General features: G+C 59.3%; 19 protein-coding genes and 2 pseudogenes. 9 read left to right on the top strand and 12 right to left on the bottom strand.

Annotated features, from left to right (window positions below):
- Positions 1-117: 117 nt before the first annotated feature.
- The 4 genes from QFX16_RS11765 to QFX16_RS11750 form a co-directional block, all read right to left on the bottom strand.
- Complete coding sequence (locus QFX16_RS11765; protein ID WP_283184033.1) at positions 118-1,077, bottom strand: AraC family transcriptional regulator; 960 nt, start codon at positions 1,075-1,077, stop codon at positions 118-120.
- A gap of 110 nt (positions 1,078-1,187) precedes the next feature.
- Entirely contained in the window at positions 1,188-2,117 is a 930-nt protein-coding gene (gene catA, locus QFX16_RS11760) for a catechol 1,2-dioxygenase (RefSeq protein WP_283184032.1), read from the bottom strand.
- Positions 2,118-2,172: 55 nt separating this feature from the next.
- Positions 2,173-2,463, bottom strand: a complete 291-nt coding sequence (gene catC / locus QFX16_RS11755; protein WP_283184031.1) for a muconolactone Delta-isomerase — start codon at positions 2,461-2,463, stop codon at positions 2,173-2,175.
- A 10-nt stretch (positions 2,464-2,473) separates the two neighbouring features.
- A complete protein-coding gene (locus QFX16_RS11750) occupies positions 2,474-3,622 on the bottom strand; it encodes a muconate cycloisomerase family protein (protein ID WP_283184030.1) in 1,149 nt (382 codons plus the stop codon).
- A 127-nt stretch (positions 3,623-3,749) separates the two neighbouring features.
- On the opposite strand from QFX16_RS11750, the gene QFX16_RS11745 reads away from it, so the two are divergent.
- Positions 3,750-4,634, top strand: coding sequence for a LysR family transcriptional regulator (locus QFX16_RS11745; protein ID WP_008154539.1), 885 nt, complete (start codon positions 3,750-3,752; stop codon positions 4,632-4,634).
- On the opposite strand, the gene QFX16_RS11740 is transcribed toward QFX16_RS11745, so the two are convergent.
- From QFX16_RS11740 to QFX16_RS11730, 3 genes and pseudogenes are all read right to left on the bottom strand, one after another.
- Positions 4,631-4,873, bottom strand: a complete 243-nt coding sequence (locus QFX16_RS11740; protein ID WP_046047441.1) for a DUF1652 domain-containing protein — start codon at positions 4,871-4,873, stop codon at positions 4,631-4,633. The genes QFX16_RS11745 and QFX16_RS11740 overlap by 4 nt on opposite strands.
- 119 nt (positions 4,874-4,992) lie before the next feature.
- Positions 4,993-5,892: a polysaccharide deacetylase family protein gene (locus QFX16_RS11735; RefSeq protein ID WP_283184029.1), complete on the bottom strand. Its 900-nt coding sequence runs from the start codon at positions 5,890-5,892 to the stop codon at positions 4,993-4,995.
- 149 nt (positions 5,893-6,041) lie between these two features.
- Positions 6,042-6,997 (bottom strand): annotated as a pseudogene (locus tag QFX16_RS11730) (ABC transporter substrate-binding protein).
- A gap of 295 nt (positions 6,998-7,292) precedes the next feature.
- On the opposite strand from QFX16_RS11730, the gene QFX16_RS11725 reads away from it, so the two are divergent.
- The 5 genes from QFX16_RS11725 to QFX16_RS11705 all read left to right on the top strand — a co-directional run bounded on the left by QFX16_RS11725 (position 7,293) and on the right by QFX16_RS11705 (position 11,176).
- Positions 7,293-8,291: an aliphatic sulfonate ABC transporter substrate-binding protein gene (locus QFX16_RS11725; protein ID WP_283184028.1), complete on the top strand. Its 999-nt coding sequence runs from the start codon at positions 7,293-7,295 to the stop codon at positions 8,289-8,291.
- A 49-nt stretch (positions 8,292-8,340) separates the two neighbouring features.
- Positions 8,341-9,177 (top strand): ABC transporter permease, encoded by an 837-nt coding sequence (locus QFX16_RS11720; RefSeq protein WP_283184027.1) that lies wholly within the window; start codon positions 8,341-8,343, stop codon positions 9,175-9,177.
- Positions 9,178-9,180: 3 nt separating this feature from the next.
- On the top strand, positions 9,181-9,894 hold the full coding sequence (locus QFX16_RS11715) for an ABC transporter ATP-binding protein (RefSeq protein WP_283184026.1): 714 nt from the start codon (positions 9,181-9,183) through the stop codon (positions 9,892-9,894).
- A gap of 65 nt (positions 9,895-9,959) precedes the next feature.
- Positions 9,960-10,640 (top strand): SOS response-associated peptidase, encoded by a 681-nt coding sequence (locus tag QFX16_RS11710; protein WP_283184025.1) that lies wholly within the window; start codon positions 9,960-9,962, stop codon positions 10,638-10,640.
- A 263-nt stretch (positions 10,641-10,903) separates the two neighbouring features.
- Positions 10,904-11,176: a hypothetical protein gene (locus QFX16_RS11705; protein ID WP_283184556.1), complete on the top strand. Its 273-nt coding sequence runs from the start codon at positions 10,904-10,906 to the stop codon at positions 11,174-11,176.
- A 246-nt stretch (positions 11,177-11,422) separates the two neighbouring features.
- Here QFX16_RS11705 and QFX16_RS11700 read toward each other — a convergent pair whose 3' ends face one another.
- From QFX16_RS11700 to QFX16_RS11690, 3 genes are read right to left on the bottom strand one after another with little or no spacing between them, the layout of a single operon-like run.
- On the bottom strand, positions 11,423-11,584 hold the full coding sequence (locus QFX16_RS11700; protein ID WP_283184024.1) for a hypothetical protein: 162 nt from the start codon (positions 11,582-11,584) through the stop codon (positions 11,423-11,425).
- Positions 11,585-11,644: 60 nt separating this feature from the next.
- Positions 11,645-11,956: an AzlD domain-containing protein gene (locus tag QFX16_RS11695; protein WP_283184555.1), complete on the bottom strand. Its 312-nt coding sequence runs from the start codon at positions 11,954-11,956 to the stop codon at positions 11,645-11,647.
- Positions 11,956-12,654, bottom strand: a complete 699-nt coding sequence (locus tag QFX16_RS11690; protein ID WP_283184023.1) for an AzlC family ABC transporter permease — start codon at positions 12,652-12,654, stop codon at positions 11,956-11,958. Before QFX16_RS11690 ends, QFX16_RS11695 begins: the two co-directional genes overlap by 1 nt.
- Positions 12,655-13,072: 418 nt before the next feature.
- Here QFX16_RS11690 and dapA point away from each other — a divergent pair, with 418 nt between their 5' ends.
- The 3 genes and pseudogenes from dapA to QFX16_RS11675 all read left to right on the top strand — a co-directional run.
- Positions 13,073-13,948 carry a 4-hydroxy-tetrahydrodipicolinate synthase gene (gene dapA / locus QFX16_RS11685; protein WP_283184022.1) on the top strand — a complete coding sequence of 292 codons (876 nt, stop codon included), beginning with the start codon at positions 13,073-13,075 and terminating at the stop codon, positions 13,946-13,948.
- Between the two features lie 60 nt (positions 13,949-14,008).
- On the top strand, positions 14,009-14,383 hold the full coding sequence (locus tag QFX16_RS11680) for a DUF2784 domain-containing protein (RefSeq protein ID WP_283184021.1): 375 nt from the start codon (positions 14,009-14,011) through the stop codon (positions 14,381-14,383).
- A 22-nt stretch (positions 14,384-14,405) separates the two neighbouring features.
- Positions 14,406-14,804, top strand: a pseudogene (locus QFX16_RS11675) (LysR family transcriptional regulator); the annotation flags it as partial.
- 25 nt (positions 14,805-14,829) lie between these two features.
- Here QFX16_RS11675 and QFX16_RS11670 read toward each other — a convergent pair.
- Both QFX16_RS11670 and QFX16_RS11665 read right to left on the bottom strand, forming a co-directional pair.
- Entirely contained in the window at positions 14,830-16,407 is a 1,578-nt protein-coding gene (locus QFX16_RS11670; RefSeq protein ID WP_283184019.1) for a sensor domain-containing diguanylate cyclase, read from the bottom strand.
- 221 nt (positions 16,408-16,628) lie between these two features.
- Entirely contained in the window at positions 16,629-17,156 is a 528-nt protein-coding gene (locus tag QFX16_RS11665) for a DUF3087 domain-containing protein (protein WP_283184018.1), read from the bottom strand.
- Between the last annotated feature and the right edge of the window lie 177 nt (positions 17,157-17,333).

Raw genomic sequence — 17,333 nt, 5'->3', positions numbered from 1 at the left:
CTCGCGAGTTAACTCACCCCGTGCTTCAGACAGACCACAGTGTTCCGATTGGCGAGCGCTTCGCACTCGAACGCAGCCTCGCAGGCTCGGCAGCTGCTACAGGTGATTTGCGGTGTTTCAGTGGCGGCGTTTGAGGGTGTCGGACGGCAACTCGCCAAACTGTTTGCGATAACTGTCGGAGAACCGTCCCAGGTGCAGAAAGCCGTAATCCATCGCCACTTCCGTGACGTTGCGCACGTTGCAGGTCGGGTCGCTCAGGCAGGCGTAGATGCGCTCAAGGCGTTTTTGCCGGATGTAGTTTTTCGGCGTGGTGCCGGCGTTGCGTTCAAACAATCCGTACAACGAGCGCAGACTCATCCGCGCCTGGCGCGCCAGTTCTTCGCTGTCGATGTCCTGTTTGAGGTGGCCCGCGATGTAGTCGGCAATCACCTCGAACGTAGCCGTCTGTGAGCCGAGACTGATCCGGCTGACATTGGTCTTCATCAGGCTGAGCATCTTGCTGACGATGATCTGTGCGTAGTGCTCCTGCACTTTGGGAATCTGCTCGATGGCCTCGGCTTCCTGGCAAATCATCGCCAGCAGACCGACAAAGCCTTCCAGCTCATCGAGCTGATAACGGTTCTCCAGAAACCGCACGCCCTGCCCCGGATACCGCCAGCGCTGCTGATCGCACACGGACTCCAATAACGGGGTGGGTACTTTGAGGATGAATTTTTCGCAATCGTCGGAATACGTCAGGTCCACCGGATCATCGGGATTGATCAGCAGCAACTCGCCGGGTGCGAAGTAGTGTTCCTGGCCGTGGCCGCGCCACAGGCAGTTGCCGCGCAGCAGCACTTGCAGGTGATAGATGCTTTCCAGCGCACCGGAAGTGACCCGTACGCTGCCGCCATAACTGATGCGGCACAGGTCGAGGCTGGCAAACTTGCGGTGATTGAGGCTGGCCAGCGGTCGCCCGGCCCGGGGCATCAGAATGCAATGGTTACCGACATGCTGATTGACGTAGCCCGACACCGCGTAAGGGTCGGCGTGGTCGAATACGGTGCTGCGCTGACTCAACAGTTGCGCTTGCATCATCGGGTCACTCTCATTGTTGTTATAGGTTGCGTCGGGCCGTTCCAGAAACGCCGAAGGCCACGAGATAAACGGTCGGTAATCTCGTGGCCCGGTTCCGCTGTTCGAGGATATCAGTCCTCGAGTGCGCGGACCCGCTCGTGGCGTTGCTGCTCGTCGGGTTGTGCGGAGGTCTGCAAGGTGAAATCGAAGTCGATTTCGGCAAAGCGACCGTTCACACCATGGGCCGCCGCACGCTGTTGATCATCACTGAAGGTGACTTTCGCGATCAGCTCATCCCGAGTGGCATAGGCGAAATCGTCGTGCAGGTACTGATCGCCATCGAGGTTGATCTGGGTGGTCAGGTGACGATGATCCGGCGCGGAGATGAAGAAGTGAATGTGCGCCGGCCGTTGCCCATGACGGCCCAGTTGATCGAGCAGTAGCTGGGTCGGACCGTCCGGCGGGCAGCCATAGCCCGACGGCACGATACTGCGAAAGCGATAACGACCGTCGGCATCGGTGACGATACGACGACGCAGGTTGAACTCCGATTGAGTGGTATCGAAGTAGGAGTAAGTGCCACCGGTGTTGGCGTGCCAGACATCCACCACCGCGCCGGCCAACGGTTCGCCGGCGGTGTTCTTGACCTGGCCCTGCATGAACAGCACCACACCCGGATCGACGCCGTCATCCAGTCGCGCTTCGCCTTCCGACAGCGGCGCACCCGCCACGTACAGCGGGCCTTCGATGGTCCGCGGTGTGCCTCCGGCCTTGCCCGCCTGTTCGTCTTCAGCATCCATCAGCAGGTCGAGGTAATGCTCCAGACCGAGCCCGGCCACCACCAACCCGGCCTCTTGACGCGCACCCAGCACGTTGAGGTAGTTGACGGCTTTCCAGAACTCTTCCGGGGTCACGGCCAGGTCTTCGATGATGTTCACCGAATCACGAAGGATGCGGTAGACCAGGGCCTTGACCCGCGGGTCGCCGGCGTCGTTGAGCAGACCGCTGGCCTCTTCGAGAAACTTCTGGACACTGGCAGTGTGGGAAATCTTGACGTTCATTTTGGTGGGTTCCTCATCTTGTAATTATTAGCGTAGCGAACTGAACAGGCTGGGTTCAGCGGTCATCCTCGCGGATGGAAGAAGGATGCCGGCACATCGCGTCGACCTCGATCGTCATGTACGGAAACAGCGGCAATTGCATGAGCAAGTCGTGCAGTTCCTGAACGCTGTCGACGTCGAAAACGCTGTAATTGGCATAGTGACCGGCGATGCGCCACAGGTGACGCCACTTGCCTTGCTCTTGCAGGCACTGGGCCAGGGCTTTTTCGTCAGCCTTCAATTTGGCGGCTGCTTGCGGATTCATGTCGACCGGCAGATTCACGGTCATTTTTACGTGGAACAGCATGTTGCTCTCCTCAGGCTTGATGAATGGCAGTCGACGTTTTGTCACGGCGGAAGAACGCCAGACGTTCTTCATCGAGGCTCAGGCCAAGCCCCGGTGTTTTCGGCACGTGCAGCTCAAAATCGCGATAGACCAGCGCCTCGCTGAGAATGTCTTCAGTCAGCAGCAATGGACCGAACAGCTCGGTATCCCACGCCAGCTTGTTCAGCGTGATAAAGGCATGGGCCGAGGCCAGGGTGCCGATGCCACCTTCGAGCATGGTGCCGCCATACAGGCCGATACCGGCGGCTTCGGCGATGGCAGCGGTTCGCAGCACGGCGCGCGGACCGCCGTTCTTGGCGATTTTCAGGGCGAACACCGACGCCGCGCCGTCCCGCGCCAGGTTGAACGCATCTTCCACGCACTCGATGGATTCATCGGCCATGATCGGCGCCGGGCTCATGGTGTTCAAACGCGCCATGCCGGCGCGGTTGTTGCGCGAGATCGGCTGTTCGATCAGGTCGATGCCGTTGGTTCCCAGGATCCGGCAGGCGCGCAGCGCGACCGCTTCATCCCAGGCCTGATTGACATCCACCCGCACGCTGGCGCGGTCTCCCAACGCTTTTTTGATCGCAATGACGTGGGCCAGGTCGCGGTTGACCTCACCCGCCCCGATTTTCAGTTTGAAGATCCGATGGCGGCGCAGGTCGAGCATTTTTTCCGCCTCGGCGATGTCCTTGTCGGTGTCGCCACTGGCCAGGGTCCATGCCACTGGCAGGGCATCGCGAACGCGGCCGCCCAGCAACTCGCTGACCGGCAGCCCAAGGCGTTTGCCCTGAGCGTCGAGCAACGCGGTTTCGATACCTGATTTAGCGAACGTGTTGCCACGGATACTGCGCTCCAGACGCAACATCGCGGCGTTCACGTTGGCGCTGTCCTGGCCCAGCAGCAGCGGCGCGAAGTGTTTGTCGATGTTGGTCTTGATGCTGTCAGGGCTTTCGTTGCCGTAGGCCAGGCCACCGATGGTGGTGGACTCACCAATACCTTCAATGCCGTCGGCGCAGCGCACGCGAATGATCACCAGGGTCTGGTTCTGCATGGTGTGCATCGCCAGCTTGTGCGGGCGGATGGTCGGCAGATCGACGATGATCGTCTCGATCGATTCAATGGCTGTTGCAAGCATGTCGATACCCGTCAGGTTCTTAAAGTTCTGGAACCGATTCTGGTACGGCTTTTTTCGGGAAGCCAATATAGAATTGGTCTGACTTGATACCTTTAAGGTATGCAAACGACTTGTGCTTGGAGGCCCCATGGAACTGCGTCACCTACGGTATTTTCAGGTGTTGGCTCAAACCCTCAATTTCACCCGCGCCGCCGAGCTTTTGCACATTGCCCAACCGCCGCTGAGCCGGCAGATGCAGCAACTGGAGGATGAACTCGGGGTGTTGTTGCTGGAACGCGGGCGACCGCTGAAGCTGACCGATGCCGGGCGGTTTTTCCATGAGCACTCCACCGCCCTGCTCGAGCAACTGAGCAAGGTGTGCGACAACACGCGACGGATCGGTCTGGGCGAAAAGACCTGGCTGGGTATCGGTTTCGCCCCGTCGACGCTTTACGGCGTGCTGCCGGAACTGATTCGCCGTTTGCGCAGCGGCGAGCCCCTGGAGCTTGAACTGGGGCTCTCGGAAATGACCACGTTGCAACAAGTGCAGGCGCTCAAGGCCGGGCGCATCGACATTGGTTTCGGCCGCATTCGCATCGATGACCCGGCGATCATCCAGACTGTGTTGACCGAAGATCGGCTGGTCGCCGCCCTGCCCGCTGGCCACCCATTACTGGCCGGGCCGATCAGCCTTCGCGAACTGGCGAAAGAACCTTTTGTGCTATACCCCGGCAACCCGCGCCCGAGCTACGCCGACCATGTGATCGCATTATTCGAATCCTATGGCGTGAGCATCCACGTGGCGCAATGGACCAACGAGCTGCAAACAGCTATCGGTCTGGTGGGAGCGGGAATCGGCGTCACCCTGGTGCCAGCCTCGGTGCAATTGCTGCACCGCGACGACATTGGCTTCACCCCGCTGCTGGAAGACAACGCGACCTCGCCGATTATTCTCAGCAGGCGCGTGGGCGACGTATCGCCGGGATTGAATCATTGCTTGCAGATGATTGATGAACTGCAGCCGCGGGCCTAGCCGGCAAACGCCCGACGACCGGCGCGCATCTCGATGCGCAACTCGCCAATCAGATTGGAGATATCACGAACGGTGGTCAGCCGTGCTGGCGATACTCTGGTGATCAACAAAAGAATTCGCCCGGTGGCGGGTTCGTAGACTTTGATCCGTAACGTTCCGTCGGGATTCACCGTGCAGGCACAAGAACGCGGTTGAAAACCGGACTCAACAATGCGGCAAAGCTCAGGAACTGAAACCATGACTGGCGCCTCCGTGGCCATTAATCGGATCCAACTTTCTCAGCATAGATGCGCTTTTCCAATTCTGCGCCCGCCAATGCTGAAAATAAGTGTTAGCTGTTTCTCACTTTGGCGACCTTTCAATGAGAATCCGCACCCCAGATCCAGTTCCAGAGCCCCGGTAATTTAACCGGCTGTGAACTGTCGCGAACGGTACGCGCCATGGCGGCCCGTTGCAGCGCTGCCGTGTCGTCGTAAAACGGCTTCTCTGCCAGCTTCACCCCAGTGGCGCGGGCACTGTCGAGGAGGATTTGCAGATATTCGCGAGCATGCCGGGCGGTGTAGCGATTGAGGTCGTGGAACGTCACCACCACCGGAATCACCCCGTCCACCACCGGTAACTCGCCAAGGGCGATGCGCTCGCGCACTTCGGACATTGTGCGCAAGAAGTGGGCCCGCCGCCGGGGGCTGGCGTTGAAACCCCAGATTTTGCCGTCATTGGCGCTCAGATCGGTGAGCAATACGTGCATGCCGTGCTGCTGATAGGCGGCGAAGACCCGTTTGTCATAGTTCCAGAATGGCGGGCGTACCAGGGTCGGCGGCGCGCCGGTGATCGCGGCGATGTCGGCGCTGCCTTTGCCCAGCGACTGCTCCAGTTCTTCCGGACTCAGGGAGCGATGATTGGTGTGCGAGTGGGTCGCCGTGTGGAAACCCAATATCTGCCCTTCTGCGTGTTCACGGCGCATGACCTCGCGACCGATGTCGCTGTTGCCGGCACGTGGTGCACGGGTCTGCACAAAGAACACCGCTTTGAGGTTCGGCTGCACCGGGTTAGTGGCCAAACTGTCGAGCACCGTCATCGTCGGATTCCAGAAACTCGATGCGCTGGGACCGTCGTCAAAGGTCAGCAGAAAACGGATCGGTGGTTGCGCGCTCAGACGCTGTTCGGTCTGAGGCGTCATTTCGATGGGAGAAGCGATACACCCAACCAGCCCTGTGGCGATGATGAGTGCAGAGAGAACCTTGAACAGCTGTTTCATGTTTTGCCTTGGGCCAGACCGTTACGGTCAACACGTCAAAGGGCAAAAATCCTTCGCCCATTTATCCTTCGTCGGCCCGCAGGTCGCAGCAGGCCGAGGTTGGATAAGGGTACACAGTGTTTGGTTCCAGTGCTGCCCGGCATCGTGGGTTACTGGGCAAACGCTTGCTGAAATGAGCTGTCGATAATCGGCGCAGTCGCCAGCGCAGCCGGCAGCGCTTTTACCTTGAACAGGAAGTCCGCCGTGCTTTGCAGATCCTTGGCTGCCTGCGCATCCACCGGGCCGACGGTCATGTGGGCCTGGCGCAACCAATGGCGTGAAACGTTCTGGTCAAGGTTGGCTTTCTTCGCCCAGAGATCGGCGTACTCGTCGGTGTGGTTGTCGACCCAGGCCCGGGCCTTTTTCAGGCGCACCAGAAAGTCGGCAATGGCTTCGCGTTTGCTGTCGATCGACGGCGTCGAGGCGTCGAGGCGGCGATGGCGCTCAGGCCGGGCATCAAGTTCTTGGCGGTGAGGATCGGCCGGGCGCCGGAGAACAGAATCTGCTGGGAGATGTAAGGTTCCCAGACCGGGAATGCGTCGATGCTGCCCTGAGGCAACGCGGCGGCGGCATCGATCGGCATCAGTTTGATGAAGTCGACGTAGTCTTCCGGCAGGTCGGCTTTTTCCAGGGCGCGCAGGGTCAATTGCTGGCTCCAGGCGCCGGGCCAATACGCGACTTTCTTACCCTTCAGATCGGCGATGGTTTTGACCGGCGAATCCTTGGGCACCAGCAAGGCGATGGTGTCGGGGTTCTGCCGCGACACGCCGATCAGTTTCACCGGCGCCTGCTTGGCGGCGAGGAACAGAAAGCCCGAATCGCCGAGAAAACCCAGATCCAGCGCACCGGTGTTCAGCGCTTCGGCCAGTGGCGCGGCGGCCTGAAAGTGCTTCCAGTCGACGGTATACGGCGCATCTTTCAGTACGCCTGACGCCTCCACCGAAGCGCGAACGTTGTAGTAGTTCTGATCACCGACGTGCAGGACGACGGGCTCGGCGGCGTAAGCCTGTGGTGCGGCGAACAGTGCGCTGGTCAGCAGACTGCGCACGAATCGGGGCAGGTTCATCGAGGGCTCCTTGAGGGTTATTGCGATAGACCATAACGCTCTTACAAGAAGCTTTTAAAATTCGATTAATGCATAAGCTCATGACCACCAGCGAACAGTGTTTGCCCAGCAACAGCGACTAAACAGACTGTTTTCCCTTGAACATCTCTCTGTCGCTGCTTCAGCGCCAAGGCCTTGAAAACACTCATCCCGTAAAACATGGCACAGAGCCTGCAATATTCCTTTTATGCAGGAAGCATTTATAAAAAATGATTTTTGGAAATAAGAACCTCGCCGCCTTGCCTGGAGCTGTCCCATGAAAACCACCTTCCGCTTTCCCCACGTCAGGTCTCTGCTCAGCGCCTGCGCCCTGGCACTGAGCCTGCAACCGCTTGCCCAGGCCGCTGAAGCGCCACCAGCCGAAGTGCATCTGGATTACGCCTACTACTCGCCCGTGAGCCTGGTGCTCAAACACTTCGGCTTTCTGGAAAAAGCCCTGCCACAGACCAAGGTCAGCTGGGTACTGAGCCAGGGCAGCAACCGCTCGCTGGAATACCTCAACAGCGGCGGCGTCGACTTCGCCTCCTCCGCCAGCCTCGCCGCCGTGCTGAGCCGCGCCAATGGCAGCCCGATCAAATCGGTTTACGTCTACAGCCGCGCCGAATGGACGGCGCTGGTGGTGCGCAAGGATTCGCCCTACAAGACCGTGGCCGATCTGAAAGGCAAAAAAATCGCCGCCACCAAAGGCACCGATCCGTACCTGTTTACCCTGCGCAGCCTGCAACAGGCAGGCCTCGGCAAAGACGATGTGGAACTGGTGCATTTGCAGCACCCGGACGGTCGCACCGCGCTGGAAAAAGGTGACGTCGACGCCTGGGCCGGACTCGATCCGCACATGGCCGCGAGCCAGGTTCAGGCCGGTTCGCGCCTGCTCTATCGCAACACCCATTTCAACAGCTACGGCGTGGTTAGCGTCACCGACAGCTATGCCAAAGAACACCCAAAAACCATCGACACCGTACTGAATGCCTACGAGCAAGCTCGCGAGTGGGCGGTAAAAAATCCCGAGGAACTGGCGAAGCTACTCGCTGGCGAATCCGGCCTGCCGCTGGAAGTTGCCAAGCTGCAATTGTCGCGCACCGACCTGAGCAGCCCGCAATTGACCGCCAAGGACGTGATCGCCTCCAAGGCTGCCGCACCGATTCTGGTTTCCGAAGAACTGGTTCGTCGTGGGGTGAATGTCGATCAAGTGATCGATCAGCTGATCGACACCGGCTTCAAAGAAACCGTGGCTCGTGTAGGTGCTGTCGAGTGAAACGAGGCTGCGATCTCTTGATCTTGATTCGTCGTGACCGGAGAACCCAATGACCAGCAAAAGCAAACACCTGTCCGCCCCGCTGGCATTGCCCGCACTCCGACGCCTCAACAACGCCTGGAAACTCCGCCTCAAGGCCCTCGCCCTACCGGTGCTGATCCTCCTCGTGCTGGAATTCGTCGTGCGTATCGGCTGGTTGCCGTCCTACCAAATGCCGGCCCCCAGCGAGATCGCGCTGACCTTGAGAGACCTCGCCGAAGGCGCGCTGTGGAAGCACATCAGCGCCAGTCTGTTGCGGGTGCTGCTGGGGTTCGCCATCGGCGCCGGTCTGGCCTTGGTATTTGCCGCGTGGGTCGGTTTGAGCCGCGAAGCCGAAGCCTGGCTGGAGCCGACGTTCGCCGGCCTGCGCTCGATTCCGAGCCTGGCCTGGGTGCCGCTGTTGCTGCTGTGGCTGGGCATCGACGAGACTTCGAAAATCGTCCTGATCGCCATCGGCGCCTTCTTCCCGGTGTACCTCAATGGCGTCGCGGCGATCCGCGACATCGACCGCAAACTGGTGGAAGTCGGGCAGATGTACGGTTTCAGCCGGCCCCGACTGGTGCGCCGCATTCTGCTGCCCGCCGCCCTGCCCGGTCTGTTCACCGGCTTGCGTAGCGGTATGAGCCTGGCCTGGATGTTTTTGGTGGCCGCCGAACTGATCGCCGCGACTAAAGGCCTGGGGTATCTGCTCAGCGACGGTCGCGAGACTTCACGCCCGGACATCGTGCTGGCGGCAATCATCGTGCTGGCGCTGCTGGGCAAACTCAGCGACGGCATTCTCGCCGGCCTGGAGAAACGTTTCCTCGCCTGGCGCGACACCTTCAACGGCCAAAGCGCAGAGGATTGAGCCATGACCGACCACCTGCTGGACATTCGCGTCGAGCGCAAAACCTTCGCCGCCACCACCGTGCTCAAGAACATTCATTTGCAATTGCAACCCCGGGAAGCCATCAGCCTGCTGGGGCCCAGCGGCTGCGGGAAAAGCACGTTGTTGCGGATCATCGCCGGACTGGAAAAGGACTTTGAGGGCGAAGTGCTCAGCAGCGCCGGGGAAGTCGCTTTTGTGTTCCAGGAGCCGCGACTGATGCCATGGCTGACGGTCGAACAGAACATCGGTTTCAGCGCCGACGACCATTACGACAAAGCCTGGGTCGTGCAACTGATCAACGAAGTCGGCCTCGACGGCTTTGCTCAAGCCCTGCCCAAAGCGCTGTCGGGCGGCATGGCGCAGCGGGTGGCGATCGCTCGCGGCCTCTACTCGCGACCGCACGTGCTGTTGCTCGACGAACCCTTCAGCGCGGTGGACGCCTTTACCCGAATGAAACTGCAGGACCTGCTGCTGCAATTGGCCGAACGTCACGCCATCGCCCTGCTGCTGGTGACCCACGACGTGGACGAAGCGCTGTACCTCAGTGATCGGGTGCTGGTAATGGACAATCGCCCCAGCAGCATTCGTCAGGAGCTGGCGGTGCAACTGGCCCATCCCCGTGACCGGCGGGACCCGCTGCTGGCTCGCCTCAAGGCCTTGTCGTTGACCGAGTTGCAGCGCGCCCATGTGATCTAAGCAACTAAGCTGAAATTTCCAGTCAGCGCTCTTCAATCGGAGCTCTTCAATCAGAGAATCAGCCTATGTGCGGACGCCTGTCGCAGTACCGTGGCATTCACGATTTTGTCGCGGCGCTGAGCATCCCCGACGCGTTGATCAACCACGTCGGGGATGAACTGTTGGCCCGCTACAACGCTGCGCCCACCACGCAACTCGCCCTCCTGCATCTGGAAAGCAACGGCCTGCACGCCGATTTTCAGCGCTGGGGATGGCGGCCGCACTGGGCGAAAGATCGGGCGGCACCGATCAACGCACGGGTCGAAAAAGTCGCCCACGGTCCGTTTTTCCGGGCGATCTGGCCGCACCGCGCAATCGTGCCGATCGACAACTGGTTCGAATGGGTCGACGCCGGGGATTCGACGAGGCAACCGTGGCTCATCCGCCGACGGGACCGGGCACCGATTTTATGCGCCGCAATCGGACAGTTTCCCCGCGCGGGTGATGAGCCGCGGGCCGACGACGGCTTTGTGATCATCACCGCCGACAGCGCGGGCGGCATGCTCGACATTCATGACCGGCGCCCCGTGGTGTTGTCTGCGCCGCTGGCGCGGGAATGGCTTGACCCGGCCACCCCCAAAGAACGCGCTGAGCAGATGGCGCTGTTGCAGGGCGAAGTCAGCGAGGTTTTCGAATGGTACAAGGTGGACAAAGCGGTGGGCAATTCAAGAAATCAAGGCGCGACACTGATTGATGAAACACCCTGAACGAATCAATACAGACATAAATGCAGGCATACGTAACGGATATATATACATATTGAACACTTGATCGTTACACATGTCGTTTCATCCAAGAAACACTTGCCTTTTTTTGGCGATTTAACTATTAACCGCCTGTCTGACACTTCGATACATTTAGAACAACTATGGATAGCATGCGCGCCGCATTCCCTCGGCACCCCGCAATTGACCAAAGAGTCAATAAACCAAGGAAATCCCTACAACAACAAGCCTTGCAGAGAATTAAATTGCGCGACGATTTCACAATTAATCAAGTCGATGGTCTGGCGTGTGTTTATCTTTCGAAGACAGAACACTACCCACTCGACTGTTTTATCGGGCAATACATAAAGACCCGCAACCTGGGTTCAACCCCCACTATCCGCAACCTCCTTCATTCAACCCTCGATCGCTATCCGGGCAAACCTCCGGTCATGGTTAACGAGCTAAACGCCTGGATCGACAAGACCTTGGGTTATAGGGCCTCCCACCCCGATTTTCTGCCGTTGGAAGAGGTTTGAGTTGATGGACCGGGTTCATTCAGCCAACGAACCGAACGAACCCGACATCAAACCACTCGGCTTGCGCCCATGCTTATCCCGACTCCGCTCGTCAAATCGCCGCACACGCCAACCTCGAAACTGCGCGCATCAAAGCGCAGCAATTGGGCATTACGCACATTCGCTGGAATGAAGCGATCTGATTTAATCATCGCCCAATGAAAAGCCCCGCTTTGATAGCGGGGCTTTTTTGTATGTGCAGCGCGGTCAAGGCTTCAGCGGAAGTTCCTGGTCGCGATCTGATAGCTCTTTACCGTCGTCGGGGTGCTTCCAGTCCGGCGTCGAACGCCTCTGCCGCTCAATCTCTTCTTCCGTGGGTTCGTCATCCACATCTTCATCCGGGTACGGACGCTTTGGATCATTAGCCATGTTCACCTCTCTTCCTGTAGGGGTCCCCTTTAAGCGTAGAACAGTTTCGACGGGAACGACTTAGAGCCACCAACGCAGCAAAAAGAAAAACCCCATGCTCAACAACATACTGAGCAAGGTATTGCGGGTGTAAAGCACCAGCCCCACCGCCACCAGCGAACTGATCAGGTACGGGTTATCCCACTGCAGATTCAGCTGCTTGTCCGGCATGAACACGATCGGCCCGCAGATCGCCGTCAGCATGCCCGGTACCGCAAAACCCAGGAACTGCCGCGCATTGCTGCTTAAGCGCACGGGCAGCCGCGGCTCCAGAAACACATAGCGGTTGAGGAACACCAATAGCCCCATGCCGACAATCACCGTCCAGACCATCATGTGCGTCCACCGTAAAATTTGTTGCAGATAAAGCCTGCAGTCATCCCCGCCAGCCCCGACAGCACCAGTGCCGAGCCCCATTGCCAGTAGCTGAACAGCACCGAGCAGAACAACGACACCGCCACACACACCACGGTCGGCACGTTCCGCACCACCGGGGTGATCAGGGCGATAAAGGTCGCCGCGATGGAGAAGTCCAGCCCCAGATGTTCCAGCCCCGGAATGCTGCTGCCCAGCACGATGCCGGCCAGGGTGAAGAGGTTCCAGGCGATGTAAAACGTCAGGCCGACACCCAACGCGTACCAACGGTTGAACTGTTGTTTGTCATGCGCACTGGTCAGGGCGAACAGCTCGTCGGTGAGCAAAAAACCGAGCCCCACACGCCAGCGTCCCGGCAATGGCGAAATCACCGAACGCATGCTCATCCCGTAGAGCAAATGCTGGGAGGTCAGCAGCAGCGTGGTCAGCAGAATCGAAAAGATCCCCGCACCGCCCTTGAGCATACCGATCGCCACCAGTTGCGCCGCCCCGGCAAATACGATGCTCGACAAACCCTGGCCTTGCAGGGGCGTGAGATTGGCCTCGATGGCCATGGAACCGGCCAGCAGCCCCCAGGGCGCGGTGGCCAGGGACAACGGCATGATCGCCACAGCGCCGCGAAGAAAGGCACTGCGCGGCATGAGTGAATTGGACATAACGCTCTACAACCAGGGAAAGACCTCAGACTGTGCCAGCAGTCATGGCCGAAGGCTTGAACAATCTTGCGCACTTGGTCCGCGGCCAAGCACAACGGCAGAATGCGTGCGGAGCTCGCTGATTTTCGCGATTGACAAAAATCGCGCTGGCTTTTAAAACTGAGCGCCTCATTCAGGGTGTAAGCAAGTATGTCCGCAACCTTCAATCTCAACACTGTCGTCCTGGGCTTGAATGCCAAGGCGCAAGGTTGCGTTGCGCACGCCCTCAAATCGAAGAAACAGTCGCTCATGTGACCGGGGCGCGCTGTCCCGTCAGATGAGCTGACAGGACATTGAGCGCGACGGACACCCTCCCCTTGCTTACTGCCTTCTACGCTTCTGACGGTGACGAAATCGGTCAACCTTCAGGAGTAAGTGCATGTCATCGTTTCAAGGTATCTGGGTCCCTCTCGTTACACCGTTTCGCAACGGTGCGATCGATTTCGTCGGCTTGCGCCGGCTGGTCAGTCATCTGCTGGAAAAAGGCGTGGATGGCGTTGTGGTCTGCGGCACCACGGCGGAAGCGGCGGCACTGAGCAAACACGAACAGCTGGCGGTGCTCGATGCGGTGCTGGCGCAGGTGCCGGCGGAACGGGTGGTCATGGGCCTGGCCGGCAACAATATGGCCGAGCTGCTGCAATTTCAGAGCGAAATCCTGAAACGTCCGCTGGCCGGCTTACTGGTACCGCCGCCGTATTACATCCGTCCGTCCCAGGCGGGCCTCGAAGCGTTTTACCAAACCGTCGCCGATGCCTCCAGCGTTCCGCTCATTCTTTACGACATCCCTTACCGCACCGGCGTGGCGTTCGAGCAGGCAACCCTGCTCAACATCGTCGCCCATGAGCGAATCGTCGCGGTCAAGGATTGCGGCGGCAATCAGGCCAACACCCTGGCACTGCTAGGCAGTGGCAAGGTCGACGTGCTGTGCGGCGAAGATAACCAGATCTTCAGCGCTTTGTGTCTGGGCGCCAAAGGCGGCATTGCCGCTTCCGCGCATGTTCATCCGGAGCTGTTCGTGGCGCTGTATCAACAGATCCGCGACAACCGGTTAGCGGCGGGTCGAGCGACATTTTTCCAACTGCTGCCGCTGATTCACAGCCTGTTCATCGAGCCCAATCCCGCCCCGGTGAAAACCGCCCTGGCCCTTGAAGGCTTGATCGACGACGAACTGCGCGCGCCGATGCAACGCAGCAGCGAAACCATGGCGGTGCGTCTGAAGGAAGTGCTGGCGGCGTTGAACAGCAACAATCGATAGAGCGCCAGCAACCAGCCCGAGTACCATGGAGCCATTCGCATAACGCGTCAGGGTGTCGACATGCTTTACCGAATCGCCGCCGACGGGCTGGTCTTGTTCCACCTATTGTTCATTCTGTTCGTGCTGTTCGGCGGGCTGCTGGTGCTCAAATGGCGCCCCCTGATCTGGTGGCACCTGCCTGCGGCTGTGTGGGGCGTGTCGGTGGAAGTCTTCCACCTGATCTGCCCGCTGACCGAGTGGGAAAACCTCATGCGCGACGCGGCCGGGCAAACAGGTTATGGCGGCGGTTTCATCGAACATTACGTGTGGCCGGTCATTTACCCGGCGGGCCTGACACCGGCGATTCAACTGGGACTGGGCAGCGTGGTGCTGGCGATCAACGTGCTGGTCTACTTTAGATTGTTCAGGCTGTGGAAGTTACGTCGGGCAACCTGAACCCGGTTCAAGGATTCCACCCATGTTGTCGATTGAAGATCTCACCTTGCTGGAAGCCATCCGGGAAACCGGCAGCCTGTCCCGGGCTGCGGCCCACTTGGGCAAGGCGCCCTCGACGGTGTCCTACGCGGCGCGGCAACTGGAGGAACGCTTTGACGCCTTGCTGTTCGACCGCCGTCGCTACCGCCTGCAACTGACCCCGGCGGGTGAGTTGCTGGTGAACGAGGCGGCGCGACTGATGCAGGACGTCTCGCGGCTGACTCAACGGGTGCAGCAAGTGGCCAATGGCTGGGAGAGCCGGCTATGGATCGTCACCGATGAGTTGCTCGAATTCGAAGCGTTGATCCCGGTGATTCACGAGTTCGATGCGCTGGCGACCGGCGTGCCGTTGCGCATCACTCAGGAAGTCCTCAAAGGTGTCAGGGCAGTGACCGGTTTGTTTGAATTCAGTTGGCAATGACGCTCATGTTCCGACCGCTGGCCTTGGCCACGTAGAGCGCCTTGTCGGCGGCCCCCACCAGGTCGTTGGGCTGAGCTTGTGACGCCGGGTCGTAAGCGGCGACCCCCAGGCTGACCGTCACCGTGCCGTCAGCCCCTTCACTGTGCTCGATGCCGGCCTGCTGAACCGCGCGACGAATTTTTTCCGCCACCAGAAACGCTCCCACGTAGTCGGTCCCGGGCAGTACCACCGCAAACTCTTCGCCGCCATAGCGGGCAGCCAGGTCGCCGGGACGCTTGATGTTGTCCCTGATGATCGTGCTGATGTTGCGTAAACACCCATCACCGGCCACATGGCCGTAAAGATCATTGAAGCTTTTGAAGTGATCGACATCGATCATCAACAGCGCGAGGTGGGTCTGGTTGCGCCTGGCGCGGCCCATTTCGGCGAGGATGAACAGATCGAACTGACGCCGGTTGGACAGCCCGGTCAGTGCATCCTCCAGCGCCAGCAACTCAAGACTGCGGTTAACCTCGATCAGTTTTTCCTGCGCATCCAGCAATACGCCCTGCACGTGGTTCTGCTGCTTCATGAGGCGAATGAGGCGATAACCGAGGACGCCCAGAAACCCCAGGAACAACGAGACGATCCCGGCACTCAGCAGTACTTCCTTACGCCAGGCGGCCAGGACTTCATCTTTATTCAGCGCCGCATAGATGATCAGCGGATACCCGTCGACCCTGCGAAATCCGACCACCCGCTCGACGCCATCCACATAGGACGGGACCATCGCCGTGCCTGAATTGCCCTTGGGCAACAGTTGCGTAAACAGCGGTCCCTTGGCGACGCTGATGCCGATTTCGGTTTCTTTAAATGGCCGGCGAACGATGATGGTGGCGTCGTCGGCGATCAGGTTGATCACGCCGTTATGACCCATGTCGATGCTGTCGTAGAGCTCGAGGAAATGGCTGAGATAAATCGTTGCCAACGCCACGCCGGCAAAACGGCCATCCGGATGATTGACGCGGCGGGACACCGTCATGATCCATTCACCGCTCGAGCGACTCTTGATCGACGGGCCGATGTGGGGTCCACGGTCGGGATGATTGCGATGGAAGATGAAATATTCACGATCGGCGTTGTTGGCATCAGCCACGACGGCGCCGTTGGAATTGGCAATCCAGCGCCCTTCTTCGTCATAAACAAACAATCCATGGAGCTGGCTCAACTCACTGCGCTGGGCGCTGAGCAAACGCTCCAGCCGGGGTACCCGGGCCTGGTCCATGCCGTCGTTTTCGAGACGATCCACCAGGGTCAACAGCAACGTATCGGCCTGCTTGATCGACGCCTGCGCTTGCGAGGCCAGGGTCTGGGCAAGGTTGGACATCGCCACTTCTTTGTCGTGCAGATGGTACTGGCGCGAGTTCCAGGCCTCCCAAATCACGATAGCCGTCATCGACAGGCACACCGCGACCAGCAGAATCACCGCAGAGCGAACCTTGAGTGTGGCCCCGACCTGCTCGGCTACCAAGGGTATGCCGTGGCGGGCCTGTTCAATTCGATCTTTAACGGACGGATGACCCATGACGCTCCCTGAATATTGATCACAGGGCGAATCTTCCCGTTCGCCCTTTTTATGACCCCTGACGGGTATGAGCCGCCTGGTGGCAGGCGACTATGCCTCATAAAACACCCGATAAGGTGATCTACGCGAGAAGTATTCGCACGGTTAAGCAAGAGCAGTCGCACGACCCGCCGCCTTCCACGACCAAAACGTGGGTGCGGATTTGACCCGCACCATTGTTTTTACTTCGAGGCCTGCTTCACGGCCTCGATCCAGGCCGGATTCAATTGCGTCTGATCAGTCTCGATGCCCAGCGCTTCCATCCGCGCCTTGTGCTGATCCATCTCGCGGGTCAGTTGGCTATGATCACTGGAGTTGCCGTCCAACTCGTGCATCTGGCTCAACCCCAGATGGTAGAAACGCAACAGCTTCATGGCCGTCGGATCCTCCTTCTCCACCGCCGCCGTCACCTGATGCATGACGTTGGTGATGCTCATCAGGCTGCGCTTGAGCTGCCAGCCGTAAACCGCCGGAGCCATCCACGGCTGGGTCCAGAACATGCCACGCATCAGCGCGGCCATCAGCAGCACCGACACAAACACGCCGCCGACGTTGAATCGCAGATTGTCGCCGCCGGGCTCACCGAACAGCGCCACCGCCGTGGTGGACAACACCATCGCCAGGGCCAGGAAAATCAAGGCTATGATTATCGTGCTGCGTCGCGTCTGGCTTCGATAGCGTTCGGGGTTCTGCGGCTGGATTTCGAACATCGCGACGGGGTTCCTTGAGGGCATGGGTAAAAAGGCTGCGGGGCATTATCGCCTCTGCAAGGTATTTAGCTATGCTGAGGCTCCTTTTCATCTTTTCATCGTCAAACGGGGAAATGGCGATACAGCGCAGTTCGTGCCATCTTCTTTCATGGATACATACTATTCGGATGCCATTTG

Origin of the sequence: Pseudomonas svalbardensis (assembly GCF_030053115.1) — a bacterium.
GTDB lineage: Bacteria > Pseudomonadota > Gammaproteobacteria > Pseudomonadales > Pseudomonadaceae > Aquipseudomonas > Aquipseudomonas svalbardensis.
This window is presented reverse-complemented; position numbering and strand designations above follow the sequence as displayed.

Excerpts from the sequence above, each read along its gene's own strand:
- QFX16_RS11720 (WP_283184027.1), top strand. The coding sequence starts at position 8,341 with ATGACCAGCAAAAGCAAACACCTGTCCGCCCCGCTGGCATTGCCCGCA.
- QFX16_RS11750 (WP_283184030.1), bottom strand. The coding sequence starts at position 3,622 with ATGCTTGCAACAGCCATTGAATCGATCGAGACGATCATCGTCGATCTG.
- QFX16_RS11680 (WP_283184021.1), top strand. The coding sequence starts at position 14,009 with ATGCTTTACCGAATCGCCGCCGACGGGCTGGTCTTGTTCCACCTATTG.
- QFX16_RS11740 (WP_046047441.1), bottom strand. The coding sequence starts at position 4,873 with ATGGTTTCAGTTCCTGAGCTTTGCCGCATTGTTGAGTCCGGTTTTCAA.
- catC (WP_283184031.1), bottom strand. The coding sequence starts at position 2,463 with ATGCTGTTCCACGTAAAAATGACCGTGAATCTGCCGGTCGACATGAAT.
- QFX16_RS11710 (WP_283184025.1), top strand. The coding sequence starts at position 9,960 with ATGTGCGGACGCCTGTCGCAGTACCGTGGCATTCACGATTTTGTCGCG.
- QFX16_RS11670 (WP_283184019.1), bottom strand. The coding sequence starts at position 16,407 with ATGGGTCATCCGTCCGTTAAAGATCGAATTGAACAGGCCCGCCACGGC.
- QFX16_RS11735 (WP_283184029.1), bottom strand. The coding sequence starts at position 5,892 with ATGAAACAGCTGTTCAAGGTTCTCTCTGCACTCATCATCGCCACAGGG.
- catA (WP_283184032.1), bottom strand. The coding sequence starts at position 2,117 with ATGAACGTCAAGATTTCCCACACTGCCAGTGTCCAGAAGTTTCTCGAA.
- QFX16_RS11690 (WP_283184023.1), bottom strand. The coding sequence starts at position 12,654 with ATGTCCAATTCACTCATGCCGCGCAGTGCCTTTCTTCGCGGCGCTGTG.
- QFX16_RS11745 (WP_008154539.1), top strand. The coding sequence starts at position 3,750 with ATGGAACTGCGTCACCTACGGTATTTTCAGGTGTTGGCTCAAACCCTC.
- QFX16_RS11725 (WP_283184028.1), top strand. The coding sequence starts at position 7,293 with ATGAAAACCACCTTCCGCTTTCCCCACGTCAGGTCTCTGCTCAGCGCC.
- QFX16_RS11665 (WP_283184018.1), bottom strand. The coding sequence starts at position 17,156 with ATGTTCGAAATCCAGCCGCAGAACCCCGAACGCTATCGAAGCCAGACG.
- QFX16_RS11715 (WP_283184026.1), top strand. The coding sequence starts at position 9,181 with ATGACCGACCACCTGCTGGACATTCGCGTCGAGCGCAAAACCTTCGCC.
- QFX16_RS11700 (WP_283184024.1), bottom strand. The coding sequence starts at position 11,584 with ATGGCTAATGATCCAAAGCGTCCGTACCCGGATGAAGATGTGGATGAC.
- QFX16_RS11695 (WP_283184555.1), bottom strand. The coding sequence starts at position 11,956 with ATGGTCTGGACGGTGATTGTCGGCATGGGGCTATTGGTGTTCCTCAAC.
- dapA (WP_283184022.1), top strand. The coding sequence starts at position 13,073 with ATGTCATCGTTTCAAGGTATCTGGGTCCCTCTCGTTACACCGTTTCGC.
- QFX16_RS11765 (WP_283184033.1), bottom strand. The coding sequence starts at position 1,077 with ATGATGCAAGCGCAACTGTTGAGTCAGCGCAGCACCGTATTCGACCAC.